General features: G+C 63.7%; 24 protein-coding genes. 10 read left to right on the top strand and 14 right to left on the bottom strand.

What is annotated here, in order from left to right; translation table 11 throughout:
- Positions 1–63: 63 nt before the first annotated feature.
- Genes hisS through hisG form a run of 3 tightly spaced genes read left to right on the top strand, consistent with a single transcriptional unit; the run spans position 64 to position 3,436 of the window.
- Positions 64–1,629: a histidine--tRNA ligase gene (gene hisS, locus ACO06R_RS18895; RefSeq protein WP_421853805.1), complete on the top strand. Its 1,566-nt coding sequence runs from the start codon at positions 64–66 to the stop codon at positions 1,627–1,629.
- Complete coding sequence (locus tag ACO06R_RS18890; RefSeq protein ID WP_421853802.1) at positions 1,629–2,747, top strand: ATP phosphoribosyltransferase regulatory subunit; 1,119 nt, start codon at positions 1,629–1,631, stop codon at positions 2,745–2,747. The genes hisS and ACO06R_RS18890 overlap by 1 nt, the downstream gene beginning before the upstream one ends.
- The gene (gene hisG, locus ACO06R_RS18885; RefSeq protein WP_421853799.1) at positions 2,744–3,436 is read left to right on the top strand and encodes an ATP phosphoribosyltransferase; all 693 of its coding nucleotides are present in this window, start codon (positions 2,744–2,746) and stop codon (positions 3,434–3,436) included. Before ACO06R_RS18890 ends, hisG begins: the two co-directional genes overlap by 4 nt.
- Before the next feature lie 152 nt (positions 3,437–3,588).
- On the opposite strand, the gene fumC is transcribed toward hisG, so the two are convergent.
- Complete coding sequence (gene fumC, locus ACO06R_RS18880) at positions 3,589–4,980, bottom strand: class II fumarate hydratase (protein WP_421853796.1); 1,392 nt, start codon at positions 4,978–4,980, stop codon at positions 3,589–3,591.
- A gap of 141 nt (positions 4,981–5,121) precedes the next feature.
- Here fumC and ACO06R_RS18875 point away from each other — a divergent pair, with 141 nt between their 5' ends.
- Positions 5,122–5,826 carry a glutathione S-transferase family protein gene (locus ACO06R_RS18875; protein ID WP_421853793.1) on the top strand — a complete coding sequence of 235 codons (705 nt, stop codon included), beginning with the start codon at positions 5,122–5,124 and terminating at the stop codon, positions 5,824–5,826.
- Positions 5,827–5,871: 45 nt separating this feature from the next.
- Entirely contained in the window at positions 5,872–7,080 is a 1,209-nt protein-coding gene (locus tag ACO06R_RS18870) for an MFS transporter (protein ID WP_421853790.1), read from the top strand.
- Between the two features lie 41 nt (positions 7,081–7,121).
- On the opposite strand, the gene ACO06R_RS18865 is transcribed toward ACO06R_RS18870, so the two are convergent.
- From ACO06R_RS18865 to ACO06R_RS18845, 5 genes are all read right to left on the bottom strand, one after another.
- Complete coding sequence (locus ACO06R_RS18865) at positions 7,122–7,556, bottom strand: universal stress protein (RefSeq protein WP_421853787.1); 435 nt, start codon at positions 7,554–7,556, stop codon at positions 7,122–7,124.
- 103 nt (positions 7,557–7,659) lie between these two features.
- Entirely contained in the window at positions 7,660–8,709 is a 1,050-nt protein-coding gene (gene ugpC, locus ACO06R_RS18860; RefSeq protein WP_421853784.1) for a sn-glycerol-3-phosphate ABC transporter ATP-binding protein UgpC, read from the bottom strand.
- 10 nt (positions 8,710–8,719) lie between these two features.
- The gene (gene ugpE / locus ACO06R_RS18855) at positions 8,720–9,562 is read right to left on the bottom strand and encodes a sn-glycerol-3-phosphate ABC transporter permease UgpE (protein ID WP_421853781.1); all 843 of its coding nucleotides are present in this window, start codon (positions 9,560–9,562) and stop codon (positions 8,720–8,722) included.
- 9 nt (positions 9,563–9,571) lie between these two features.
- Positions 9,572–10,453: an ABC transporter permease subunit gene (locus tag ACO06R_RS18850; protein ID WP_421853778.1), complete on the bottom strand. Its 882-nt coding sequence runs from the start codon at positions 10,451–10,453 to the stop codon at positions 9,572–9,574.
- Positions 10,454–10,565: 112 nt separating this feature from the next.
- The gene (locus ACO06R_RS18845; protein WP_421853776.1) at positions 10,566–11,861 is read right to left on the bottom strand and encodes an extracellular solute-binding protein; all 1,296 of its coding nucleotides are present in this window, start codon (positions 11,859–11,861) and stop codon (positions 10,566–10,568) included.
- Between the two features lie 290 nt (positions 11,862–12,151).
- Here ACO06R_RS18845 and ACO06R_RS18840 point away from each other — a divergent pair, with 290 nt between their 5' ends.
- Positions 12,152–13,474, top strand: a complete 1,323-nt coding sequence (locus ACO06R_RS18840; RefSeq protein ID WP_421853773.1) for an aspartate aminotransferase family protein — start codon at positions 12,152–12,154, stop codon at positions 13,472–13,474.
- A gap of 35 nt (positions 13,475–13,509) precedes the next feature.
- Here ACO06R_RS18840 and ACO06R_RS18835 read toward each other — a convergent pair whose 3' ends face one another.
- The 7 genes from ACO06R_RS18835 to ACO06R_RS18805 form a co-directional block, all read right to left on the bottom strand.
- Positions 13,510–13,770, bottom strand: a complete 261-nt coding sequence (locus ACO06R_RS18835) for a hypothetical protein (RefSeq protein WP_421853770.1) — start codon at positions 13,768–13,770, stop codon at positions 13,510–13,512.
- A gap of 58 nt (positions 13,771–13,828) precedes the next feature.
- On the bottom strand, positions 13,829–14,410 hold the full coding sequence (locus ACO06R_RS18830) for a hypothetical protein (protein WP_421853767.1): 582 nt from the start codon (positions 14,408–14,410) through the stop codon (positions 13,829–13,831).
- 175 nt (positions 14,411–14,585) lie between these two features.
- On the bottom strand, positions 14,586–16,220 hold the full coding sequence (gene groL / locus ACO06R_RS18825; RefSeq protein WP_421853764.1) for a chaperonin GroEL: 1,635 nt from the start codon (positions 16,218–16,220) through the stop codon (positions 14,586–14,588).
- 65 nt (positions 16,221–16,285) lie between these two features.
- The gene (groES, locus tag ACO06R_RS18820) at positions 16,286–16,582 is read right to left on the bottom strand and encodes a co-chaperone GroES (protein WP_421853761.1); all 297 of its coding nucleotides are present in this window, start codon (positions 16,580–16,582) and stop codon (positions 16,286–16,288) included.
- A 151-nt stretch (positions 16,583–16,733) separates the two neighbouring features.
- The gene (locus tag ACO06R_RS18815) at positions 16,734–18,251 is read right to left on the bottom strand and encodes a pilus assembly protein TadG-related protein (RefSeq protein WP_421853758.1); all 1,518 of its coding nucleotides are present in this window, start codon (positions 18,249–18,251) and stop codon (positions 16,734–16,736) included.
- Positions 18,252–18,272: 21 nt separating this feature from the next.
- Positions 18,273–18,860 (bottom strand): TadE/TadG family type IV pilus assembly protein, encoded by a 588-nt coding sequence (locus tag ACO06R_RS18810; RefSeq protein WP_421853755.1) that lies wholly within the window; start codon positions 18,858–18,860, stop codon positions 18,273–18,275.
- 7 nt (positions 18,861–18,867) lie between these two features.
- On the bottom strand, positions 18,868–19,431 hold the full coding sequence (locus ACO06R_RS18805) for a TadE/TadG family type IV pilus assembly protein (protein ID WP_421853752.1): 564 nt from the start codon (positions 19,429–19,431) through the stop codon (positions 18,868–18,870).
- Between the two features lie 226 nt (positions 19,432–19,657).
- Between ACO06R_RS18805 and ACO06R_RS18800 the strand changes: the two genes are divergently transcribed.
- The 4 genes from ACO06R_RS18800 to ACO06R_RS18785 are packed head-to-tail and all read left to right on the top strand — an operon-like array spanning position 19,658 to position 22,989.
- A complete protein-coding gene (locus tag ACO06R_RS18800) occupies positions 19,658–20,512 on the top strand; it encodes a TIGR01459 family HAD-type hydrolase (protein WP_421853749.1) in 855 nt (284 codons plus the stop codon).
- A gap of 13 nt (positions 20,513–20,525) precedes the next feature.
- The gene (locus ACO06R_RS18795) at positions 20,526–21,518 is read left to right on the top strand and encodes a bifunctional riboflavin kinase/FAD synthetase (protein WP_421853746.1); all 993 of its coding nucleotides are present in this window, start codon (positions 20,526–20,528) and stop codon (positions 21,516–21,518) included.
- Positions 21,518–22,234, top strand: a complete 717-nt coding sequence (locus ACO06R_RS18790) for an SDR family NAD(P)-dependent oxidoreductase (RefSeq protein ID WP_421853743.1) — start codon at positions 21,518–21,520, stop codon at positions 22,232–22,234. The genes ACO06R_RS18795 and ACO06R_RS18790 overlap by 1 nt, the downstream gene beginning before the upstream one ends.
- A complete protein-coding gene (locus tag ACO06R_RS18785; protein ID WP_421853740.1) occupies positions 22,231–22,989 on the top strand; it encodes an SDR family NAD(P)-dependent oxidoreductase in 759 nt (252 codons plus the stop codon). Before ACO06R_RS18790 ends, ACO06R_RS18785 begins: the two co-directional genes overlap by 4 nt.
- Here ACO06R_RS18785 and ACO06R_RS18780 read toward each other — a convergent pair whose 3' ends face one another.
- Positions 22,990–23,508 (bottom strand): hypothetical protein, encoded by a 519-nt coding sequence (locus tag ACO06R_RS18780; RefSeq protein ID WP_421853737.1) that lies wholly within the window; start codon positions 23,506–23,508, stop codon positions 22,990–22,992.
- Between the last annotated feature and the right edge of the window lie 10 nt (positions 23,509–23,518).

Genomic DNA, 23,518 nt, shown 5'->3' with positions numbered 1-23,518 from the left:
CGGCTGGGCCTGTCTTGTAGGGAAGGCGCGATCTCCGCACCTCCCTGCCTGACAGGCCCTTTCATGTCCGAGAAGAAGAAAAAACCGCAGAAGCTCAAGGCGCGACTCCCACGTGGTTTCGCTGACCGTCCCGCCAGCGAAATACGCGCGACCGACGAGATGGTCGCCAAGATCCGCGCCGTCTATGAACGCTACGGCTTCGACCCGGTCGAAACGCCGATGTTCGAATACACCGACGCGCTCGGCAAGTTCCTGCCCGACCAGGACCGCCCCAACGAGGGCGTGTTTTCGCTGCAGGACGACGACGAGCAGTGGATGAGCTTGCGCTACGATCTGACCGCACCGCTCGCCCGTCACGTCGCCGAGAACATCAACGCCATCCAGCTTCCCTACCGCACATACCGGGCCGGCTGGGTGTTCAGGAACGAGAAGCCGGGGCCGGGCCGCTTCCGCCAGTTCATGCAGTTCGACGCCGACACGGTCGGCGCGCCGGGCGTCCAGGCCGACGCCGAGATGTGCATGATGATGGCCGACACGATGGAGGCGCTCGGTATCGCACGCGGCGACTATGTGATCCGCGTCAACAACCGCAAGGTGCTGGACGGCGTTCTGGAAGCCATCGGCCTCGGCGGCGAGGAAAACGCCATGCGCCGGCTGACGGTGCTGCGCGCCATCGACAAGCTCGACAAGTTCGGCATCGAAGGCGTGAGGCTCTTGTTGGGCGAGGGCCGCAAGGACGAAAGCGGCGACTTCACGCCGGGCGCGGGGCTGGATGCCAAGCACATAGATTTTGTTGCGGGATTGTTCTCGAGGCCGGAAGATGCCGCCTCGATTAAGCAAACCCAAGCGTCAGAAGGCGTTCGCAAGGCGATGATGTTGCCATTTCGAGGCGTTTTGGGGGGAGATCGTCAGAACGAAACATACCTAGAAGGTATCGATGAACTGCTTGATATTGAAAGGCTGGTCTTAGCGGCGGGCTATGGCCCCGATCGCATTTTTCTCGATCTCTCCGTCGTCCGCGGCCTCGAATACTACACCGGCCCGGTCTACGAGGCCGAACTGCTGTTCGACGTCACCAACGACAAGGGCGAGGTCGTGCAGTTCGGCTCGGTCGGCGGCGGCGGCCGTTATGACGGGCTGGTCAAGCGCTTCACCGGCCAGGACGTGCCGGCGACCGGCTTCTCCATCGGCGTCTCGCGGCTGATGACCGCGCTGAAGAATCTCGGCAAGCTGGGGCAGGAAGAGGTTGTTGCGCCGGTGCTGGTCACCGTCATGGACGGCGATACCGAAGCCCTCGGCCGCTACCAGAAGATGGTGCAGGATCTGCGCGCCGCCGGTATCCGCGCCGAGATGTATCAGGGCAACTGGAAGAAGTTCGGCAACCAGCTCAAATATGCCGACCGGCGCGGCTGTCCGCTCGCCATCATCCAGGGGTCCGACGAGCGCGCTGCCGGCAAGCTGCAGGTCAAGGACCTGATCGAGGGCAAGCGCCTGTCGGGCGAGATCGCCGACAATGTCACCTGGCGCGAAAGCCGCCCGGCGCAGGTCGAGATCGCCGAGGCCGATCTTGTCGCCGAAGTCACCCGCATGCTGGCCGCCCAGGCCGAGGACCGCGCAAAGGCCGGCTGATGAACGCGCTTCGCTCATTTTCGGCGCGCGCCGACGTCGAGGCGATCCTGGCGCGACTGGGCGCCGACCGTGCCGACGTGCCGGTTTTGCAGCCCGCCGATCCGTTCCTCGACACCGCCGGCGAGGAACTGCGCCGCCGCATCTTCCTGTCGGAAAGCGAGACCGGCGAGATGCTGTGCCTGCGCCCGGAATTCACCATTCCGGTCTGCCTGATGCATTTGGACGCCGGTGAGGACAAGCGCCGCTACGGCTATGTCGGGACGGTGTTCCGGCAGCGCCGCGCCGGCGGCAATGAGTTCCTGCAGGCAGGCATCGAGGATATCGGCGAGACCGACCGGCATGCCGCCGATGCCCGGTCGCTGGCCGACGCGTTGACCTTTCTGCGCGAGTTCGGCGTGACCGCCGGCATCAGCGTGACGCTCGGCGACCAGGCCGTCTTCAACGCGGTTCTCGCGGGCCTCGATCTGTCGCCATCGGCGGTGGTGCGCCTGTCGCATGCCTTTGGCGACCGCGACCGGCTGGAGGCGGCCCTTGCCGCGCTGGCAACGCCGGGCGCCGCGCCCGAGGTGCCCGCCGACATCCAGGAGCCGGCCGAGGCCGGCGACCGTGCCGCGCTCATCAACGCGCTCAACATGCGGCTTCGGATCGCCGGGCTTGAGGCAAGTGGCGGCCGGAGCGCCGACGAGATCGCCGAGCGGCTGCTCATCCGGTTTCGTGCGGCAGGCGAGGCGGCTGACAATGCCGCGCTCGATGTTCTGCGCGCCTTTCTTTCGATCCGCGCGCCGCTCGACCGCGCCGCCGACGAACTGGCGGAGTTCGCGGCTGCACGCGGGCTTGCAATGGACGAGACACTGGCCGCATTCGCCGGCCGCGAACAGGCGATTGCGGCTGCCGGCGTCGATACCGGGGCCGTGACGTATGACGCGGCCTTTGGCCGGCCGCTCGACTATTACACCGCGCTTGTCTACGAGGTGGCCGCGCCCGATGGCGCAGTACTGGTCGGCGGCGGCCGCTATGACCGCCTGCTGACCATGCTGGGCGCCGGCGAAGCCGCGCCGGGCGTCGGCTTTTCGGTCTGGCTGGACCGCATCGCGGCGCAGCCGGAGGTGGAACGATGAGCGCGACCTTCACGCTGGCCGTGCCGTCCAAGGGACGGCTCAAGGAAGAGGCGCTCGCCCGGCTGGAGAAAGCCGGCTACGCGGTCGAGCCGCCGCGCGACGCCCGCACCTACCGGACGGTGATGCGCGACCGTCCGGAGATCGAAGTGGCGTTCCTGTCGGCGTCCGAAATCGCCCGCGAGCTGGGCAACGGAACGGTCGATGCCGGCATTACCGGCGAGGACCTCGTTCGCGAAGGCCTGCCCGACAGTACCGAGCGCGTCGAACGCCTGTCGCAGCTCGGCTTCGGCGGGGCCGATGTCGTGGTTGCGGTTCCCGAGGTTTGGTTCGATGTCGAGACGATGGACGATCTTGGCGTCGTCGCCGCCGAGTTCCGCCAGCGCCACGGCCGGCGGCTGCGCATCGCCACAAAGTACTGGCGGCTGACCCAGCAGCATTTCTCGCAGACGCATGGCATCCAGCTTTACCGGATCATCGAAAGCCTCGGCGCGACCGAGGGTGCGCCCGCCGCCGGCCAGGCCGATGTTATTGTCGACATCACCTCGACCGGCTCGACGCTGCGCGCCAACCATCTGAAGATTCTGAAGGATGGCGTGATCCTGAAGTCGCAGGCCTGCCTGTTTGCGCCGGCGAACGGGCCGCGACACGCGATCGCGCAGGCATTGTCTGAAGCGCTTGCAGAAAATTGAGCCGCGCCGCCGGGGGTGGTGCAGCGCGGCTCAAAGGAAAAAGGGCGGGTCAGGCCCTTCGATGCCGACTGATGGAACTGTTCGGCATCGCGTCTTCCTACGCACCAGAAATCGGCTGGATCACCGGCACCCTGGCGACTTCGCGCTGGCAGTTATGCGCCGGTCATATCCTGCGGACGGACAATCCGGTCGAAGGCCTCGGCATCAACATGGCCGCTGGCAATCGCTTCCTCGCGCAATGTCGTGCCGTTCTTGTGGGCGGCCTTGGCGATGGCCGCCGCGTTGTCGTAGCCGATATGTGGCGCCAGCGCCGTCACCAGCATCAGCGACCGTTCGACATGGCCGGCGATGCGGTCGCGGTCGGCTTCGATGCCCGCCAGACAACGGTCGGTGAACGAGCCGATCGAATCCGCCAGGAGCGCGACCGATTGCAGCACCGCGTCGGCAATGACCGGCTTGAAAACGTTGAGCTCGAAATGTCCCTGGCTGGCCGCCACCGTGACGGCGGTTTGGTTGCCCATGACGCGAACGGCGACCATGGTCAGAGCCTCCGCCTGGGTCGGGTTGACCTTGCCCGGCATGATCGACGAGCCGGGTTCGTTTTCGGGCAGGACCAGTTCGCCCAGGCCTGAGCGCGGCCCTGAGCCGAGGAACCGAATGTCGTTGGCGATCTTGAACAGATCGGCGGCAAGCGCGTTGAGGCTGCCATGCAGCATTGTCAGCGCGCCATGACTTGCCAGCGCCTCGAACTTGTTGGCCGCCGATGTGAAGGGCAGGCCGGTCTCGGTGGCGACCCGCTCGGCGAACAGGCCGGCGAACCCGGCTGGCGCGTTGAGGCCGGTGCCGACCGCCGTGCCGCCCTGCGCCAGCGCCAACACGTCACCGAGGCTGGTTTCGATGCGCCTTGCGCCCAGTTCCAGCGCTGCGCGGTAACCGGAAAACTCCTGCGCCAGCATCAGTGGCGTGGCGTCCTGCGTGTGGGTGCGCCCGATCTTGACGATGCCGGCGAATGCAGCCTCGCGTTCGGCGACCGCCGCGATCATGTGGGCGATGGCCGGCAGCAGCCGGTTGCGTACTTCGATGCCGGCGGCGATGTGCATCGCGGTCGGAAACGTGTCGTTGGACGACTGCCCGCGATTGACGTGGTCGTTGGGATGCACGGGCGTTTTCGAGCCGATGTCGCCGCCGAGCATTTCGATGGCGCGGTTGGCGATCACCTCATTGGCGTTCATGTTGGTCTGGGTGCCCGACCCGGTCTGCCACACCGATAGCGGAAACTCGTCGTCGAGCTTGCCGTCGATCACCTCGCTGGCGGCCTTGGCGATGGCCACGGCGATATCCGCGTCGAGATTGCCGAGCCGGACATTGGCTTCCGCCGCCGCCTTCTTGACGATACCAAGCGCACGGATCAGCGGCGCTGGCATTTTCTCCGTACCAATGGGGAAGTTTTCCAGCGAGCGCTGCGTCTGCGCCCCCCAATAGCGGCTCGCGGGCACTTCGATTGCGCCCATCGTATCGGTTTCGGTTCGTGTGGCGTCCTGCATGGCCGGTCTCCAGTGCGGTTTTGTTGACACAGTGTTCAACGCGGATTGCCGCTTGACGGCGTCTTGTGGCTGGCGTTTGGCGGATGCGTTCCTAACTGTGACCGGTCGAGCGTTCAGCTCGCGCTGGGGAAAGGAACAGCCATGTCACGCAAAACGCTTGCCGATTTCGAAATCTCACGGCATTGGAAGCCGCGCAATCCGGATAACATCCAGCTTTATTCCTACCCGACGCCGAACGGCGTCAAGGCCTCGATTGCGCTCGAGGAACTGGGTTTGCCCTATGATGCCCATAACGTCCCACTGAGCGAGACCACGACTGCGCCGTTCCTGTCGCTCAACCCGAACAACAAGATCCCGGCGATCATTGATCCCGATGGCCCGGGCGGCGAAGCCTTCGGCCTTTGGGAATCCGGTGCGATCCTGATCTACCTGGCTGAAAAGACCGGCAAGCTGCTGCCGCAGGATCCGGCTGCGCGTTACGAGACGATCCAGTGGCTGATGTTCCAGATGGGCGGCATCGGGCCGATGTTCGGCCAATACGGCTTCTTCGGCGTTTTCGCAGGCAAGGACATCGAAGATCCGCGCCCGCGTGAGCGCTACCAGAACGAGGCGCGCCGGCTTCTCTTAGTCCTGGAAAAGCGCCTCGAAGGCCGGCAATGGATCATGGGCGACGAATACACCATAGCCGATATCGCGATTTTCCCTTGGGTGCGCGGCGCCAAGGTCTTCTACAAGGCCGAGGAAGCGTTCGCCATGGACAAGACGCCGAATGTCATGGCCTGGCTTGACCGCTGTGTTGCTCGCCCTGCATCCGAGCGGGGATTGGTGCAGCCGCCGCGCGACTGATGCTTGCTTGACAGTCCGTGCCGTTGCGGAAAGAGCTTGCTCCGAATGGTCGACCAAGCGCGCATGACCGATCGGCGGACAAAGTTCCTGTCGATCTCAATTCTGATGGTGGCGGAAATCGCGGCCATGAGCCTCTGGTTCATGTCCGCCGCGATTCTTCCCGAGATGCTCCAGGAAGCGGTGATTTCGCCGGCCCGGCAAGCGGCGCTGTCCAGCGCAGTTCAGGCCGGGTTCGTTGCGGGCGCCCTCTTGTCGGCCGTTTTCGGACTGCCCGACCGACTGGACCCGCGCCTTCTGTTCGCCGGGAGTGCGGCGATCGCGGCCGCCGCCAACGCATCCTTGCTTGTGGCTACGCCGGGCGGCGATCTTTCCATAGTGGCCCGGTTCGTGACCGGCGCCATGCTGGCCGGGGTCTATCCGGTCGGACTGAAGATCACAGTCGGATGGGGCAGGGATGACCGTGGCTTTTTGGTCGGCATGCTTGTCGGCGCACTGACATTCGGGTCCGCCGCGCCGCATCTGTTGGCGCTTGCCGGCGGGGCCGATTGGCAGATCAGTGTTGCGATCGCCTCATTGCTGGCCGCGGCTGGCGGCTTCCTGTGCCTGTTTGCCAGGCTGGGGCCGTTTCACGCCCGCGCTGGCCAGTTCGATATTCGCACCGTGACCGAAGCCTGGACGAACCGGAAGGTGCGCCTCGCCTATGCCGGCTATCTCGGCCACATGTGGGAACTCTATGCGATGTGGGCCTGGATCGGCGTCGCGTTGACCGCCAGCTTCGCTGTATATCTGCAAGAAGGTGCCGCCGTCATGCTCGCCCGTATCGGCGCGTTTGGTGCCATCGCCGCTGGTGGGGTCGCCTGTATCGCCGGAGGGGCTTTTGCCGATCGGATCGGCAAGGAGAACATCGCTATCCTTGCAATGGCGATCAGCGGCGGTGCGGCCATCACAATGGCTTTCGTGTTCGGCGGCCCGGTTTGGCTGGTGCTGCTGGTAGCCCTTGTATGGGGTGCTGCGATCTTGCCGGATTCCGCGCAATTCTCGGCTCTCGTCGCCGATCACGCGCCGCCGGAGAAAGCCGGCAGTCTGATGACGTTCCAGACTGCTCTCGGTTTTTCGCTGACGTTTTTCACGGTGCAGGCGACACCGCTGGCAGTCGAAGCGATAGGCTGGCCCGGCGTCTTTGCACTGATGGCCGCGGGGCCTGCCCTGGGCGGTCTCGCCATGTGGCGCCTCAAGCGCATGACAAGTGCGTGAGGGTCGCCGTTTATGCTCGCTTCAGTCCAGCCGTATACGCCCTACTTGACGGTGAGCACGGCGCAAGGCGCAAGCTGGCCCACCTTGGCGGTTGTCGATCCGATCAAAAGGCCCGTCAGGCTGCCCAGTCCGCGCCGGCCCATGACGATCAGGTCGGCCCCGCAGCGTTTTGCCTCCTCGACGACCACATGCGCCGGATCGCCCATGATGACTGCACTGGAGAATTCGGTGAGCGCGGCCTCGCGGGCGACGCTTTCAGCCGCACCGGTAACTTCGCGCCCTGACTTCAGCATCTCTTCCTTGGTTGGCGGGACAGGCACCGCCGTATAGCCGACAATCAACGTGTCGCCGACCGCTTGCGGCGTATGCACGATCCGCAGTTCTGAGCTGTATTTCTTGGCCAGGTCACAGGCGACTTTAAGCGCCTCGGTTGCATGGTCCGATCCGTCAACGGCGGCGATAATCGTTTTGAACATGGATTCCTCCCTGCTTGGGCCGGCGAAATTCGCAGGCCCACCGCCTTGATGCATTGATCGATGTCATATCGGAGCGGCCCGGTGGACCGCGCCCGGCGCTTGCTTAGAGCCGGTGGCCCTGTTGCGCATCGAAGAGGTGCATGCGGGTCTTGTCGATGGCAATCGAAAGCCTGTCAGGCAGGGCTTCGCCGGCAGGCAGCGACACCACCAGCTTGTTGTCGGCGATGCGCCCATGGACGAGGCGCCCGGCGCCGAGTTCTTCGACATAGTCGATTGCCAGATCCATGTCGGCGACCTCGCCATTGGCCAGGCGCATGTCCTCGGCGCGCAAGCCGAGAGTCACCGGTCCGTCTTCGACGGCGTGGCCGTTCATTTCGACCGACTGGTCGCCGATGACGATGCGGCCGGCCTCGGCGCGAACATCGAGCAGGTTCATGGCCGGTGATCCGATGAAGCTCGCGACAAAGGCCGACTGCGGCTTGCGGTAAACCTCCAGGGGGCTGCCGATCTGCTCGATCCGCCCCTGGTTCAACACGACGATGCGGTCGGCCATGGTCATCGCCTCAAGCTGGTCGTGCGTCACATAAATCGAAGTCGTACCGAGCCGCTTCTGCAGCTGCTTGATCTCGCCGCGCATGTCCACGCGCAGCTTGGCGTCGAGGTTCGAAAGCGGCTCGTCGAACAGGAAGGCGGCCGGTTCGCGTACGATGGCGCGGCCCATGGCCACGCGCTGGCGCTGGCCGCCGGAAAGCTGGCGCGGACGCCGGGTGAGATACTCTTCGAGCCGCAGAATCGCCGCTGCCTCGTCGACACGGCGGTCGATCTCGGTCTTGTTCATGCCGCGGTTCTTCAGGCCGTAGGCCATGTTGTTGCGCACGGTCATATGTGGATAGAGCGCGTAGTTCTGAAAGACCATGGCGATGTCGCGGTCGGCCGGGTCAACGTCGTTGACAACACGGTCGCCGATGCGGATTTCCCCGTCGGAGATCGTCTCCAGCCCGGCGACCATGCGCAACAGGGTCGATTTTCCGCAGCCCGAGGGGCCGACAAGGACGATGAACTCGCCTTTTTCGATGTCGAGCGAGACCGTGTTCACGGCGCGAACGCCGTTGCCATAGTCCTTGCTGACCTGCTTGATGTTTACGGTAGCCATAGCGAATGTCCTACTTGTCGCTCTCGACGAGCCCTTTAACGAACCAACTCTGGAAGACGACCACGACGATGACCGGCGGCAGCATGGCGAGGATCGCCAGCGCCATGGCCTCGTTGATAGCCGGGATTTGCGCGCCGACCCAGACCTGCAGGATCTGCTTGATGCCGCGCACCAGCGTGAACATCGATTCGTCCGTGGTGATCAGTGTCGGCCAGAGGTACTGGTTCCAGCCATAGACGAACATGATGATGAAGATTGCCGCGATCATCGTCTGCGACATCGGGACGAGGATGTCCTTGAAGAACTTCCACGGACCGGCGCCGTCGATACGCGCGGCTTCCAGCAATTCGTCGGGTACCGACTTGAAGAACTGGCGGAAAAAGAACGTCCCCGTCGCCGACGCGATCAGCGGCACGATCAGGCCGGAATAGGTGTTCACCATGCCGAGCGACTGCACGATCTCATAGGAGGGCAGGATGCGCACTTCCAGCGGCAGCAACAGCGTGGCGAAAATGATCCAGAAGCAGAAGGTGGCGAACGGAAACCGGAAATAGACGATCGCATAGGCCGCCAGCATGGAGATGACGATCTTGCCGATGGCAAAGCCGAAACCCAGGATCATCGAGTTCCAGAGCATCACGAAGCCGTCGACTTCTTTCGTGAAGCCGCCCGCCTCGAACAGCACCTTGTGGTAGTTTTCGTAGAAGTGTCCGCCATAGCCGGCCTGCATGCCTTCCTTGTAGATGGTGATCGCATCATGCGTGCTGGTCATGAAGGCGACCACCACCGGACCGACCATGAAGAGGACGCCGAGCAGCAGGATGATGTGATCCGAGATCTGAAGCTTGTTCATTGTCTCACCTCAGTTGTAGTGCACGCGCCGCTCGATCAGGCGGAACTGGATAACGGTCAGGATGAAGACGAGCGCCATCAGGATCACCGACTGGGCGGACGAGCCGCCGAGATCGTTGCCCCTGAAACCGTCCAGGAACACCTTGTAGACAAGCGTCACCGGGTTGTTGCCGGGCTCGTTCTTCACGATCACGTCGATGATGCCGAACGTGTCGAAGAAGGCGTAGGTGATGTTGATGATCAGCAGGAAGAACCCGGTCGGCGCGAGCAGCGGGAAGGTCACGGTCCAGAAGCGGCGGACGCTGGAGCGGCAGTCGATGCTGGCCGCCTCCTGAACGGACTTGGAGATGCCCTGCAGGCCTGACAGGAAGAAAATGAAATTCACCGGAACCTGCTTCCAGACCGAGGTGACGATCATCGCGAAGCTGGTGTCGAAGTAGTTGACGCCGATCTTCATTTCCCAGCCGAACAGGGCGAAGAAATCGACAAGCGGGCCGACATGCTGGTCGAACAGCATGACGCCGATCAGGCCGGCGACCGGCGGCGCGACCGCGTAGACCCACATCAAGAGCGTCTTGTAGGGCGAGGAGCCGCGCAGGACCTTGTCGGCCTTGACGGCGAGCAGCAGCGCGATGGCCAGCGAGAAAAACGTGACGAAGAACGTGAAGACCGCGGTAAAGCGCGCGACGCGGCCGTAATCGGTCGAGGTCACCGTGTCGACGAAATTGTCCATGCCGACGAATGTGGATCCGAAACCGAACGGATCCTCGAGGTAGAAGGAGGACCGGATCGCCTCGGCGGCCGGCCACAGAAAGAAGATCACCACGATCGACAATTGCGGCAGCAGCAGGAGATAGGGGATCCAAAGCGTCTGGAACTGGACTTTTTTCATCGCGACACCGGGCGGGTAGGGCCAGCACAAAACGGGGAGTCCGTTCCGCCGGCGGAAACGAGCGATGGGGGCGCCGCAATGGCGCCCCCACATTTTCAATCCAAAAGGAGGCTTAGTTGCCTGCCGTCTTGGCGAAACGCTCGAGCAGCTTGTTGCCGTCGGCTTCGATGGTGGCGAAAGCTTCGTCGACGGTGACGTCGCCGGACATGATCTTACCGTACTCGCGGTTCATCACGTCGCGGACCTGGACGTAGAAGCCCATGCGGTAGCCCTTGGTCCACTCGCCGCCCGGCAGGGTCAGCTGCTTGATGCCGATTTCAGCGGCCGGAGCTTCGTTGTAGTAGCCGTCTTCGGTGGCCAGGTCGTAGGCAGCGTTGGTGATCGGCACATAACCGGTGGTCTTGTGCCAGGTGTACTGGGTGTCGGCGGAAGCGAGGTGCTCGAAGAAGGAAGCAACGCACTTGTTTTCCGCGTCCGGCTTGCCGGCCATGGAGAACAGGGCGGCGCCGCCGATGAACGTGCCGGTGCCGGCGCCTTCAACAGCGTCCCAGTAAGGCAGGTAGGTAGCGGAGAACGGGAACTCGACGGTCTTGGAGATGCCGCCGAACGAACCCGACGAACCGAGCCACATGGCGACCTTGCCTTCGTTGAACGGCGTCTGGTTGTCGCCCCAGCCGGTGCCGTAATAGCCAAACAGGCCATCGTCGAGCCAGCCCTTGACGGCCTTGAAGTGGTTCTTGATCGGCTCGCCGAAGATCAGCTTGGTGTCCTGTGCGCCGTCGTAACCGTTGTTGTTGGTCGCGAACTGCAGGTTGTGGCGGGACTTGAAGTTCTCGGTGAAGATCCACGGCAGGTGCGACTGGGCGAGCGGCACATAGCCGGCTTCTTTCAGCTTCGGCGCGATGGCCTCGAACTCTTCCCAGGTCTTCGGTGCTTCAACGCCGGCTTTTTCGAGGGCTTCGACATTGTAGTAGAGGATCGGGGTCGAGGAGTTGAACGGCATGCCGATCATCTTGCCTTCGGAATCGGCATAGAAGTAGCGAACGCCTTCGATGTAATCTTCGATGTTGAACTCAACGCCGGCGCCTTCCAGGATGTCCTGGGCCGGGATGACTGCGCCCTTGGCGCCGATGATGGTCGCTGCGCCGGCGTCGAAGACCTGGATGACGTTCGGCTGTTCGCCAGCGCGGAAAGCGGCGATACCAGCGGTCAGGGTCTCTTCGTAGGTGCCTTTGAAGACCGGGGTGATCTGGCAGGCGTCCTGCTTGGCGTTGAAGCCGTCGGCGATGGCGACGGTGGCTTCACCCAGCGCGCCGCCCATGGCGTGCCACCACGTGATTTCGGTTGCGGCCGAAGCCGTGAGCGAGGTCGACAGCAGAAAGCCTGCTGCAAGAATGTTGCGGATCATGAAATTGCCTCCTGGATGCGCCTCACCGATTGAGACGCTTTGGAGCGCCTATGAGGGGTTCTTGTATGCCGCGTAACAGTTCTGTGAAGTTTCGATGACAGCTAACCGGTTTTCGGGGATTGTCCGGACCTGGGGGAAAGCTGCGCCCGATGGAGAAGGGCTGGCGGCTTGCCGCCATTGGCAAGAAAAGCCAAGCTGGACATCCCGCTCGGTGATGTGTTTGATTTGACAAGCGATTGTATAGTCCGGTCATTTTGGCCCGTGGGCGTGTCCAGTTTGAGGGGCGGAGCATGACCGACCAATCAAGTGACCGGGAATACAGGGTTCTGCACGGCTGGACGCCGATGTCCGACTTCGCCGCGGACAATGCGCTCGACCCGGATATCGACGGCGCCTGCGGAAGCTTCCTGACGACCGGCCACGGCCTGACGCTCGCCGACGCCAGCGGCGGGCTTTGGACGGTGCCGCTGGGTCATGGCCGCGAGGACGTGATCGAGGCGATGACGGCGGCGCTGCGCGACCTGACCTATCTGAGTTCGATCGGCCTGAAATCGCGCTATGCCGACCGGCTTGCAGCCCGCCTGCTCGGTCTTGACCCGCGCATGGGTCGCGTCCAGTTCCACACCACCGGCTCGGCGGCGGTCGAAGGCGCAATCCTCGTTCTCCGCCAGGTGCACAAGGCCATCGGCCAGCCGCAGCGCACCGGCGTTGTCGCCCTCGACATGGCCTATCACGGTGGTTCCTATCTGTGCATTTCGGTCTCCGGCTTTTCCGAAGACCGGGAGCAGGTGACGCCGTTGGCACCGGGGGTCCATCGCATCAAACCGCCGGTCGCCGGCCACGATCCCGCCGCCTCGCTTGCCGAACTGCGCGACATCCTGAACGGGCGGCACGGCGCGACGATTTCCTCATTCGTCTTCGAGCCGATCATGGGCACCGCCGGCGTGCATCCGCTGCCCCGCGACTGGCTGGAAGAGGCGATCGCGCTCTGCCGGGCCGCAGGCGTGGCTGTCATCGCCGACGAGGTGGCCACCGGCCTGGGGCGTACGGGCGCGTGGTTTGCCAGCACCGGCCTCGACATCGACGCGATGACGCTCGGCAAGGGCCTGGGCGGCGGCTACGCGCCGCTGTCGGCCACCTTGTTTTCCGAGCAGATCGTCGCGCCGATCACCGGCGATGCCGACGGCGAGGTCAAGACCGGCTCGACCATGGACGGCTACCCGGCCGCTTGCGCCGCCGGACTTGCGATCATCGATGCCATCGAACGCGAGGGGCTGATTGCCCGCGCCGCTGAAATCGGAGCCCGCTTCCAGGCTGCTCTGCGCGAGATGGAGGCGTTTCCGGTGGTTGGCGCGGTGCGCGGGAAGGGACTGTTCGCCGGTGTGGACCTCGTCGATCCGAATGCGCCTGACGGCACTATCGGCGATGAATGGCGCGAGAAGATCCTGTTCCGCCTGGCGACATCCGGCGTCTTCGCGGCGCCGACCGGCGACACGCTGGCGCTGGCGCCGCCGCTGACACTGTCGGACGAGGAATTGGCGGGAATGCTCGATGCGATGCGCTCGACCTTCGATGTCGTCAGCCGCCGCATGGCGCGCGCGCAGGCGTCGTAGCTGCGAGGCTTTCTTGGAGGTCGCCCGACCATCGCTCAGGAAAGGGCGTCGAGCCTGGCCTGAGTGCGGGCGCGGCCCGTTTCCGCTTTCTCGTAATTTTCCGGCATGTGCTCCGGATCGAAGACGCGCAGCGCCGCGTCGCAATGCGCGAGCGCCGCTTGCAGATGCGGGCGCGGGTCGGCGCAGGTGTCGAGACCGGCGAGGGTTTCTTCGGCCAGTGCGAGATTCCCCAGTGTCATGGCCCAGTCCACGGGATGGTCCGTCTCGGTGCGGATGTGAAGCGCGGCGCGGTTCATGTCGGCCGCTCTGGCCAAGCCTGTCCCGCCATAGCGCAATCCGTTTGCGTAAAGCCTGCTACCATACTCGACGCGCCGGCGCCAGCGGATCGACCTGGCTCAGGGCTTCGGAGATCGAGCCGAACTGCTTTTCCAGACCTTCGATGCCGGCCTTGATCGCCTGCGCGTCGGCCAGCACCTGCCTGCGGAAGGCGGGGCCGAGTTCGTCGGCGAATTGCGGATCGGCGAGCAGCTTCTTGAGGAGATGACCGACGATCCGCTTGAACGGGCCGAGATGGTCCGGCAGCTTGTGTTCCCTGTCTGTCAGCCGCGCCGCCATCATCTCGACAAGTGTCTCGCCCTCCAGGCCGGCTTCCATGACGCGCTGCGGCGAGGGCAGGCTGGCTGTGATCATCTGCGGGATCAGCCGGCGCGTGTCCTCGTTCAGTCCCGGCTCGGCCAGTTTCGCCGCGAGTTCGCTCTGCAACTCGTCGGCGAGGCGTTTTGCCCCGGCCGGCAGGCGTTTCATGATTTCACGGTAGGAGAGATAGCCGCCGACGACCGCGCCCGCGCCGGCGATCGCGCCCGTTGCCGTCGCCAGCCCGCCAATGCAGACCAGCAAATTCGCTGAATGCGCAACGGCCTCGGCATCCCTGAACATCGCTTCGCCCTCCGTCTCGACCGAAGGTAAGCGGAGAGAGAATTCTTCACAAGTACGGGCGATGGCTCGAGGAAAGAGCCGCAAGGAAGTTAATTGCCGAGCCGATCAAGGACCTGCAAAAAAAAGGCCGGGATCGCTCCCGGCCTTCCGATTGTCTGGCAAGTAAGCCTTTGGCTTACATCATGCCGCCCATTCCACCCATGTCGGGCATTGCCGGAGCCGGAGCGTCCTTCTTCGGCAGTTCGGCGACCATGGCTTCGGTCGTGATCAGCAGGCCGGCAACCGAGGCTGCGTCCTGCAGCGCGGTGCGCACGACCTTGACCGGGTCGACGATGCCGAGCTGGATCATGTCGCCATACTCGCCGGTCTGGGCGTTGAAGCCGTAGGTGTCGGCCGACTGCTCGAGGATCTTGCCGGCAACGATCGACGCTTCTTCACCGGCATTGTCGGCGATCTGGCGGGCCGGAGCCTGCAGCGCGCGGCGCACGATGTTGATGCCCGATTCCTGGTCGGAGTTGGCGCCCTTGGCCGAAAGAGCGGCCGAAGCGCGCAGCAGCGCGGTGCCGCCGCCTGGAACGATGCCCTCTTCGACGGCTGCGCGCGTTGCGTTCAGCGCGTCGTCGACACGGTCCTTCTTCTCTTTCACTTCGACTTCGGTCGCACCGCCGACGCGGATGACGGCGACGCCGCCGGCCAGCTTGGCGAGACGCTCCTGCAGCTTCTCGCGGTCGTAGTCGGAGGTGGTTTCCTCGATCTGGCCCTTGATCTGGCCGACGCGGCCTTCGATGTCGGACTTTTCGCCGGCGCCGTCGACGATCGTGGTCTCTTCCTTCGAGATCGCAACCTTCTTGGCGGTGCCCAGCATGTCGAGCGTGACGTTTTCAAGCTTGATGCCGAGGTCCTCGGAGATCACCTGACCGCCGGTCAGGATGGCGATGTCCTCGAGCATGGCCTTGCGGCGGTCGCCGAAGCCCGGAGCCTTGACGGCAGCGATCTTGAGGCCGCCGCGCAGCTTGTTGACGACCAGCGTCGCCAGCGCTTCGCCTTCGACGTCTTCTGCGATGATCAGCAGCGGACGCGACGACTGGACGACGGATTCGAGGATCGGCAGCATGGCCTGCAGGTTGGAGAGCTTCTTCTCGTGCAGCAGGATGTACGGATCTTCAAGGTCGGCGACCATCTTCTCCGGGTTGGTGACGAAGTAAGGCGACAGGTAGCCGCGGTCGAACTGCATGCCTTCGACGACTTCCAGCTCGGTTTCGGCGGTCTTGGCTTCCTCGACGGTGATCACGCCTTCATTGCCGACCTTCTGCATGGCTTCGGCGATCATGGAGCCGATTTCGGCTTCGCCATTGGCCGAGATGGTGCCGACCTGGGCGACTTCTTCGGAAGTCTTGATCGGGGTGGCCTTCTTCTGCAGGTCGGCGACGACTTCGGCGACGGCCAGATCGATGCCGCGCTTCAGGTCCATCGGGTTCATGCCGGCGGCAACGGCCTTGTGGCCTTCCTGGACGATCGACTGGGCCAGAACGGTTGCCGTGGTGGTGCCGTCACCGGCGATGTCGTTGGTCTTGGAAGCGACCTCGCGCAGCATCTGCGCGCCCATGTTCTCGAACTTGTCTTCCAGTTCGATTTCCTTGGCGACGGTGACGCCGTCCTTGGTGATGCGCGGTGCGCCGAACGACTTGTCGATGACGACGTTGCGGCCTTTCGGGCCGAGCGTGACCTTCACCGCGTCGGCGAGAATGTTGACGCCGGCAAGCATGCGCTCACGCGCGTTGCGGCTGAATTTGACTTCCTTGGCTGCCATATTTCGTACTCCCGGGCACTATGCCCATTGGCAAATTCGTTTGGATTGCAGGGACAGTGCCGGCGTCAGCCGATGATGCCCATGATGTCGGATTCCTTCATGATCAGAAGGTCTTCGCCGTTCAGCTTGACCTCGGTGCCCGACCATTTGCCGAACAGGACGCGGTCGCCTGCCTTGACGTCGAGTTCCTGAAGCTTGCCGTTCTCGTCGCGGGCGCCGGGGCCGACAGCGACAATTTCGCCTTCCGAAGGCTTTTCCTTGGCGGTATCGGGGATGATGATGCCGCCTGCGGTCTTTTCTTCTGAATCCACACGGCGTACGACAACGCGGTCGTGCAGCGGACGGAAATTCATCTCTGCCATTGAAATGTTACCCTATATACGTTGGCTGATGGTGATTTGGCACTCATGCATGGAGAGTGCTAGCAGGGCGCAGATAGTGGTCCCGCAGCGCCATGTCAAGACGGACGCGGCCGGCAGCCGCGCCCCGGTCCGACAGGGTTAACGCGAAATCTTACCGGGTGATGCGCAGCTTGGAGAGTTCGGCGCCGATCGTCCCGAAGGCATTCTCCAGCGTTTCCTTGCCTGGCGCGTGGTAGTATTTACCGAGGTCGGAGGCGCAGTCCTGGAACACCGCCTTGGTGCTCGAGCTGGGGCTCGAGCCGAAGGTCACCGTGTAGACGATGATGTCCTGGGTCTTCGCCGTGGTGCACAGCGATTTCAGCCGCGTGTCGACCTTGGTCTTGGCCGTGTTCTTGTTGCTCGTCCCAAACAACGCATTGGCCTGCGCCTCGCCGAGCCGTCCATAGCCGGTATAGTCCGAATTGCCGGGATGCGCGGTGTTGGGCCCTGAATTGCCGGGCAGGTCGTAGAACAGGTTGTCGCCATCGGTCATCAGCACGATGGCCTTGCGCCAGCGCGGGCTGTCCCACAGCGTCGCGCCGGTGCGCGGGTCGATCTCGGTCGATTCGTCGAAGGGCAGGCCGGGCGACAGGCTGCGGATACCCCATGCCATGCCGATATCGCCGAGCGTGCCGCCGCGGTTCCACGCCGACAACGCCTCGATGGCGTCTTCGACCACATCGAGATCGCGGGTCAGCGGCGTGATCGGTGTCGGGCAGCCGGTGTTGGGGCCGGCGATGCCGTTGGAGTTTTTCAAGCCACCGGGAATGATCGTCGTCGAGTCCGCCGGATCGTAGTTGTTGTCGACCGCCGGCTCGTACCAGAACGGCGTCCATGTCGCGGTTGTCGGCGGCGTGTCGGCGATCGAATCCGCGCCGGCCCGTTCCATGACGCATCCCTTCCAGCCGTCGATCTTGCTGGGATCGCGCAGACCGTAGGAATGCGGTCCGACAATGCTGTCGGCCACCGCACCCGGATTGACCGTCGCCGCGTAGGGAACGACGGCGACGCGCAGGTCCTCCGGTGTCAGTTCGCCGTCGAAAACCTCGTCGACCAGCACATCCGCCGCGCTGCGCAGCGCCTCGATCTTGGACGGGCTGCCGCCCCACATGGAGCCGGTATTGTCGAGCACGAGGCTGACGAGGAGGCCGCCGCCGGCCCGCTTCACGGTCGTACTGACGTCGACGTTGAACTGCGAGACATTCATGATCGACATGAACAGCGTGTCGGCCGAGGCCTTGGCCGATACCGTGACCGTGTTTTCCTCGTCGATGTCGTCGTCGTCGAGATCCTCGTCAACGACATCGACATCGATGTCGCCGAGCCGCGCGCCGGCCAGCGTGAAGTTCTTCTCGACATATTTTTCGGCGAGATCCTCCAGCGTGTCATCGTCGTCATAGACGGTGGCGATCGCCAGTGCGGCCGCATCCGTCGACGCCTGCAGGTGATAGCGGGTCAAAAGGATGCGCGAGCCGTCGATGCTGAGACCGACCGCCGCCAGAAGCGGCACCAGCAGCACGCCGAAGCTGATTGCGGTCGCGCCGGACGTGTTGGCGAGGAAGCGGCCGAAGGCGCGTCGGCGCGTCTGCGCCGGTTGGCGGTCGGTGGAGCGGGGCGTTTTGTCGGTCATGGCGGTGTCTCTGGCTTCGGTTCAGCTTGCGGGTGGACTGGCGTCCCAATTGGCGTCGTATTCGGAGATCGCGCCGTCCATGGAGATGGCGCGCGTCTCGCGCGGGCGGTGATAGCTGACGGTGGAGATCGTGCGGGCTTCCGACGACCACACGAAGTTGAACGGGCTGGTGTATGTCAGGCGCCCCTCGACGCGGATGACCGTGTCCGACGGCAGGCCGAGATCGATCACGTCGACGGCGTTCTGCGAGACCGGTGGGCCACCGGCGGACCGCTCCCACAACAGCGTCGGCGAACCGTCGGCCTTGTAGCCGAAACTGGAAACGTGGATCTCCACGGTGCGCCCGCTATCGAAGCCCGGCACCATCTGCGCCGCCGCATTGTGCATCGTGGTGATCGATGCCGAGGTCAGCGTCGTTTCGCGTGCGAGCAGGTCGCCCGACTGATGCACGTAGCGGGTGAACTGGTCCTGCGTGGCGTGCGCGATATAGACTTCGGCCAGTCCGAAGGCGAGCACCAGCATGATTGGCGACAGCAAGGCGAATTCAAGTGCGGCGATGCCGCGCCGGTCGCCGTGAAATGTTCTGAGCCTCTCCGCGAGTTTCTTCATGCCGGCCTCAAAACGGTTCGTTCTTGAAGATCGTGAAACCGACCATGATCACGGGATCGCCGTCCGGCTGCAGGATGTTGGTCAGGAACGGGGTGATAAAGGCGTGCGTCGCCGATGCGCGCATCGCTGTGATCTCCGAGGAGCCCCCGGGTTCGAAAGTGAAATTTGTCGGCTCGCCGGCGGTGTCGAACGTGGCCTTGGGAAACACGACATCGGCAAGCGTTGGAAACGACCGGACGTCCATATGGACGCCCGAGCAGTCGAAGAAGATCTTCGCTGCTGAGCAGACATCGGCAAGGAAGTCGGCCTGTGGCGTGTTGCTGGCCTGAATCTCGCCGGTCTGGATCTTCCGGCCGGCGTCATGCAGCACGAACTGCAGGTGGCTTTGCTTGTAGTAGTAGACGGCGGTCTCGACGATCATGAAGATGAGTAGCAGCATCGCCGGGGCGATCACGCCGAATTCCAGCGCGGCTACGCCGGAATTGTCCCTGCGCAACGCGTTGAAGGCCCTGAAGATCGACATTGCGCCAGACGCAAGGCCGATGCGGCCAGTTTCCCCTTTCATCGTCATCGGTTTCGCCACCCGCTGATGGGGGAGGAATAGCAGGCGATGATTTGCGGGTGGTTCATTCGCACGGCGGAAATTGCCGCTCTGCGTTCACCGACTGTTAACCATGAGCACGGCGTAATTCCCCATTGCCTCGAAGACGCGATGTGCTAAGTGCGGCGCCGAACCGGCCGCACAAGCGGCCGCGCGGTCGGGCGTAGTCGCTTGTGCCGAACAGACAGGGGGCAACGTGTCGACCCGACGCATCGATTCACTGGGCGAAATCTCCGCCGACTACGACGCCGTGCTGTGCGATGTCTGGGGCGTGCTCCACAACGGCATGCGCGCATGGACACCGGCGTGGCGGTCGCTCGATGCGCTGCGCAAGGAAGGCAAGGCGGTGGTGCTGATCACCAATGCGCCTCGTCCCAAGGGACCGGTGACGGAACAGCTGACGGCTCTCGGTGTTCCGGATATCGCCTATGATGACATCGTCACATCCGGCGATGTCACGCGAGCCCTCATCCGTGAGAATGCGCGCCGCATCTTTCATATCGGGCCGGATCGTGACATGTCGCTCTATGACGGGCTCGATGTCGAACTGTGCGAGGAGCGCGAAGCCAGCACTGTGGTTTGCACGGGTTTCTGCGATGACGACAACGAGACTCCCGACGACTACGCTGAAATGCTGCAGCGCCTGAGGGCACGCGACTTGCCGATGATCTGCGCCAATCCCGATATCGTTGTCGAGCGCGGCGAAGAGCTTGTCTACTGCGCCGGCGCGCTTGCCCGCGACTTTGGCCTGCTCGGCGGCCGCACGTTGATCGCCGGCAAGCCGCATCGGCCGATTTACGAGGAAGCGTTGCGCCGCGTCGCCAATGTACTTGGTCGCGAACCCGATCCGGCGCGCGTGCTGGCAATCGGCGACGGTATGCTCACCGATGTCAAGGGCGCTATGGACAACGGCTTTCCGCTGGTCTTCATCAGTGACGGCATTCATGCTCGCGAATATGGCGAGCCGGGCAAACCCGACGCCGAGCGATTGGATGCCTACCTTAAGGAGGCCGGCGCCGCCCCGGTCGCCACCATGTTGAAACTAAGATAGCGGGATTTGCGGATTGGCGAAGCGGTTCCAGTCCTATGACAGTCTTCCGGCGACATTGCGCGGCGGCGTTGTTGCGATCGGCAATTTCGACGGCGTACATCGCGGCCACAGGGCGGTGCTCAATGCCGCGCTCGACTATGCTCGGCAGCATGACTGCCCGGCGCTGGTGATGACCTTCGAACCGCATCCGCGCCAGGTCTTCAAACCGGATGAGCCGCTATTTCGCGTCACACCCACTGCCATGAAAGCCGAGATACTTGGTATTCTCGGTTTTGACGGCGTTTTGGAAATCCCTTTCACGCTCGACTTTGCGCGCAAATCGGCCGACGAGTTCGTTCGCGACGTGCTGATCGACGGGCTGGCGGCTGTCCGAGTGGTGACGGGTTTCGATTTCCATTTCGGCCACAACCGGCAGGGTGGCCCCGCCTATCTGATGGAAGCGGGCGCTGCCAATGGTTTCGAGGTAACGCTGGTCGACGCGTTCCGTGACCGCGACACGGAGGTCGTGTCCTCGAGCCGCATCCGCGAGGAACTGCTCGCCGGCGACTTGGCGGGCGCCAATGAGTTGCTCGGTTACCGTTACCGGGTCGCCGGAGAGGTGATCCGCGGCAAACAGCTTGGGCGTACGCTCGGTTATCCGACCGCAAACATGGCAATGGCCGAAAACGCGGCGTTGCGTCATGGCATCTATGCGGTTCGCTTCCGCCGCGCCGATGGCAACACATATGACGGTGTCGCCAGTTTCGGGCGTCGGCCGACCGTCGATGACGACGGTGTGGCGTTGCTCGAAACCCACGTGTTCGACCGCGATGACGACCTTTACGGCGAGATCTGCACGGTATCGTTCTGCGCGTTTCTGCGCGGCGAAGAAAAGTTCGACAATCTGGAAGCCTTGACAGCGCAGATGAAACGCGACGACGAGCAAGCGCGCGCGATCCTCGCAGACATCGATCCTCTCAGCGATCTGGATCGCGTCTTGACGCTGTCCGGGGCAAATGCCGTCTGATGGCGACGCGGCGCAAGATTCTGGTCACCGGCGCAACCGGCGGCATCGGCCTTGCGCTTGCCGAGCGCCTGGCACCGCGCCACGATGTCATCGCGACCGGCCGCCGCGATGAAGATAAGGTCGGTGCGCTTCTTCCGGAAAACGTGATCTATGTGCGCGCCGATCAGGCCGATCCCGAAGCGGCGGCGCGGGATGTGGCGCGCGCATTGTTGAAGAACAACTGGCCACGCCTCGATTATGCCGTCCTGAACGCGGGTATCGGGCTTGCCTTGCCGCCGGAGGCCGAGACCGCCGCGCAGGTGCGCCAAACACTCGATGTCAACCTAACGGCGCCGCTCTTGATGGCGCACACGCTGTTTCCATTCCTTGAGAAGGCCGGCGGTCAGGTCACTTTCATCGGTTCTGTCGCACGCAAGGGCGCACCCGGCTTTGCCAGCTATGCGGCGTCGAAGGCCGGACTGCACGATCTCGCCCGCGCACTTCGTTCCGAATGGGCCGGACGCGTGCGCGTACAGATGCTGCATCCCGGACCGACCATGACCGATATGCACGCCAAGGCCGGCTTCGACCCGGGGTGGTTCGGCCAGTGGTTCATTCGCCCGGGCGATATGGCGGGAATGATGGAAGCGGCGATCCGCAGCGGCGCATCTCCGTTGACCCTGTCGTTTCTGCAATATGTTTCCGGCGCTTCGGTACTCGGGCGGACAATTCGGTGAAGGGCGAGCGCAGGGCGCTGGTCACCGGCGGCAGCGCCGGTCTGGGAGGGGCCATTTGCACCCAACTGGCCGCCGAAGGCTGGGCGGTCACGAACGTGGACCGGACACCGGCTAACGACGCGTCGGGCATCGACACACTTCGCCGCGATCTTTCGGATCGTGAAACGGTCGATGCCCTGGTTGCGGAACTGGCGGGCAGGGGCCCGTTCGATCTTGTCGTGCTCAATGCCGGGATTTCGGCAACCGGCAGTTTTGAGAAGATTCCGTCTGAAGCGCACGGTAGGCTGTTGGCGGTCAATGCCGAGGCGCCCATCGTTCTGTGCGCCGGACTGGCCGCCGTCGGCGCTCTGGCGGAGGGGGGCGCGGTCATCTTCGTGTCATCGCTCGCCCACCGAACCGGTTACCCGGGCGCTTCGTCCTATGCCGCATCAAAGGGCGTGGTCGCGGTCTACGCAAAGAGCATTCGCAAACCGTTTCGGGACCGGCTGGGCGTGCATGTTGCCTGCGCGTTCCCGGGTCCGCTACGTACCGACCATGCGGCCCGGCATGCGCCGGAAGGCGCCGATGCTTCGAAACGCATGTTGCCGGAGACCGCCGCAAAGTTGATCCTCGCAGATGCGCGCCGGGGCAGGACGGTGATCCTGCCCGGTCTTGGCGCCAGGGTGTTCTGGGCTGCCGGAACACTGCTGCCCGGGCCGGTCACACTCGCGATGCGTCGAATCATCTTCGAGAAGCTTGACCGGGAAGCCTACTGATCACGAGAGAAAGCGCGGATCGAGCGGGTGGCTTTCTCGGTGGAGCCGGAAACCCGGCCCGCCGTCGCCGAGATGCGTTCCAGCCGCTGTACGCGATCGGACTCGGCGAACGTCAGGTGTTCGGCGTTTTTTCCGGCGATCAAGGGTTCGAGGCGGCGCGACGACGCCGTAGATCTCGTCGGTGCTGTTACCCAGATCGACCAGCTTTCTGATCCGTTGCGGTTTAACGACGAATCGTTCGATGACGCAGTCGCTATCAGCAATCAATTCGATTGCTGGCCTGCTCGTCTTCGGTTTCGCGGACGTCATGATGTTCAATGCCTTTCGCCACTTGCCGAGAAATGGAGGCGCAAATGGCCAAAACTTCAAACAGGGAGATTTGCCCTTTATTCGCCGGCCCGCCATTGCTAAAAGCCGCGCCATGACGATGACCCTGATAGTCATTTCGCGAATTACCGGCCCGGCCTGCCGCTGATCCAGCGTCGCGGGACCGGGAACTTGCGCATTTTCCCCGCGCATCCACGAACAA

This window comes from Oricola sp. (assembly GCF_965230365.1).
In the GTDB taxonomy this organism is placed as follows: domain Bacteria; phylum Pseudomonadota; class Alphaproteobacteria; order Rhizobiales; family Rhizobiaceae; genus Oricola.
Note: the sequence above shows the minus strand (reverse complement) of the source record. Positions and strands in the feature narration are given on the sequence as shown.

What these genes read in the sequence shown, in the direction of transcription:
- hisS (WP_421853805.1), top strand. Translation starts at nt 64, where the DNA reads ATGTCCGAGAAGAAGAAAAAACCGCAGAAGCTCAAGGCGCGACTCCCA.
- ACO06R_RS18890 (WP_421853802.1), top strand. Translation starts at nt 1,629, where the DNA reads ATGAACGCGCTTCGCTCATTTTCGGCGCGCGCCGACGTCGAGGCGATC.
- hisG (WP_421853799.1), top strand. Translation starts at nt 2,744, where the DNA reads ATGAGCGCGACCTTCACGCTGGCCGTGCCGTCCAAGGGACGGCTCAAG.
- fumC (WP_421853796.1), bottom strand. Translation starts at nt 4,980, where the DNA reads ATGCAGGACGCCACACGAACCGAAACCGATACGATGGGCGCAATCGAA.
- ACO06R_RS18875 (WP_421853793.1), top strand. Translation starts at nt 5,122, where the DNA reads ATGTCACGCAAAACGCTTGCCGATTTCGAAATCTCACGGCATTGGAAG.
- ACO06R_RS18870 (WP_421853790.1), top strand. Translation starts at nt 5,872, where the DNA reads ATGGTCGACCAAGCGCGCATGACCGATCGGCGGACAAAGTTCCTGTCG.
- ACO06R_RS18865 (WP_421853787.1), bottom strand. Translation starts at nt 7,556, where the DNA reads ATGTTCAAAACGATTATCGCCGCCGTTGACGGATCGGACCATGCAACC.
- ugpC (WP_421853784.1), bottom strand. Translation starts at nt 8,709, where the DNA reads ATGGCTACCGTAAACATCAAGCAGGTCAGCAAGGACTATGGCAACGGC.
- ugpE (WP_421853781.1), bottom strand. Translation starts at nt 9,562, where the DNA reads ATGAACAAGCTTCAGATCTCGGATCACATCATCCTGCTGCTCGGCGTC.
- ACO06R_RS18850 (WP_421853778.1), bottom strand. Translation starts at nt 10,453, where the DNA reads ATGAAAAAAGTCCAGTTCCAGACGCTTTGGATCCCCTATCTCCTGCTG.
- ACO06R_RS18845 (WP_421853776.1), bottom strand. Translation starts at nt 11,861, where the DNA reads ATGATCCGCAACATTCTTGCAGCAGGCTTTCTGCTGTCGACCTCGCTC.
- ACO06R_RS18840 (WP_421853773.1), top strand. Translation starts at nt 12,152, where the DNA reads ATGACCGACCAATCAAGTGACCGGGAATACAGGGTTCTGCACGGCTGG.
- ACO06R_RS18835 (WP_421853770.1), bottom strand. Translation starts at nt 13,770, where the DNA reads ATGAACCGCGCCGCGCTTCACATCCGCACCGAGACGGACCATCCCGTG.
- ACO06R_RS18830 (WP_421853767.1), bottom strand. Translation starts at nt 14,410, where the DNA reads ATGTTCAGGGATGCCGAGGCCGTTGCGCATTCAGCGAATTTGCTGGTC.
- groL (WP_421853764.1), bottom strand. Translation starts at nt 16,220, where the DNA reads ATGGCAGCCAAGGAAGTCAAATTCAGCCGCAACGCGCGTGAGCGCATG.
- groES (WP_421853761.1), bottom strand. Translation starts at nt 16,582, where the DNA reads ATGGCAGAGATGAATTTCCGTCCGCTGCACGACCGCGTTGTCGTACGC.
- ACO06R_RS18815 (WP_421853758.1), bottom strand. Translation starts at nt 18,251, where the DNA reads ATGACCGACAAAACGCCCCGCTCCACCGACCGCCAACCGGCGCAGACG.
- ACO06R_RS18810 (WP_421853755.1), bottom strand. Translation starts at nt 18,860, where the DNA reads ATGAAGAAACTCGCGGAGAGGCTCAGAACATTTCACGGCGACCGGCGC.
- ACO06R_RS18805 (WP_421853752.1), bottom strand. Translation starts at nt 19,431, where the DNA reads ATGACGATGAAAGGGGAAACTGGCCGCATCGGCCTTGCGTCTGGCGCA.
- ACO06R_RS18790 (WP_421853743.1), top strand. Translation starts at nt 21,518, where the DNA reads ATGGCGACGCGGCGCAAGATTCTGGTCACCGGCGCAACCGGCGGCATC.
- ACO06R_RS18780 (WP_421853737.1), bottom strand. Translation starts at nt 23,508, where the DNA reads ATGCGCGGGGAAAATGCGCAAGTTCCCGGTCCCGCGACGCTGGATCAG.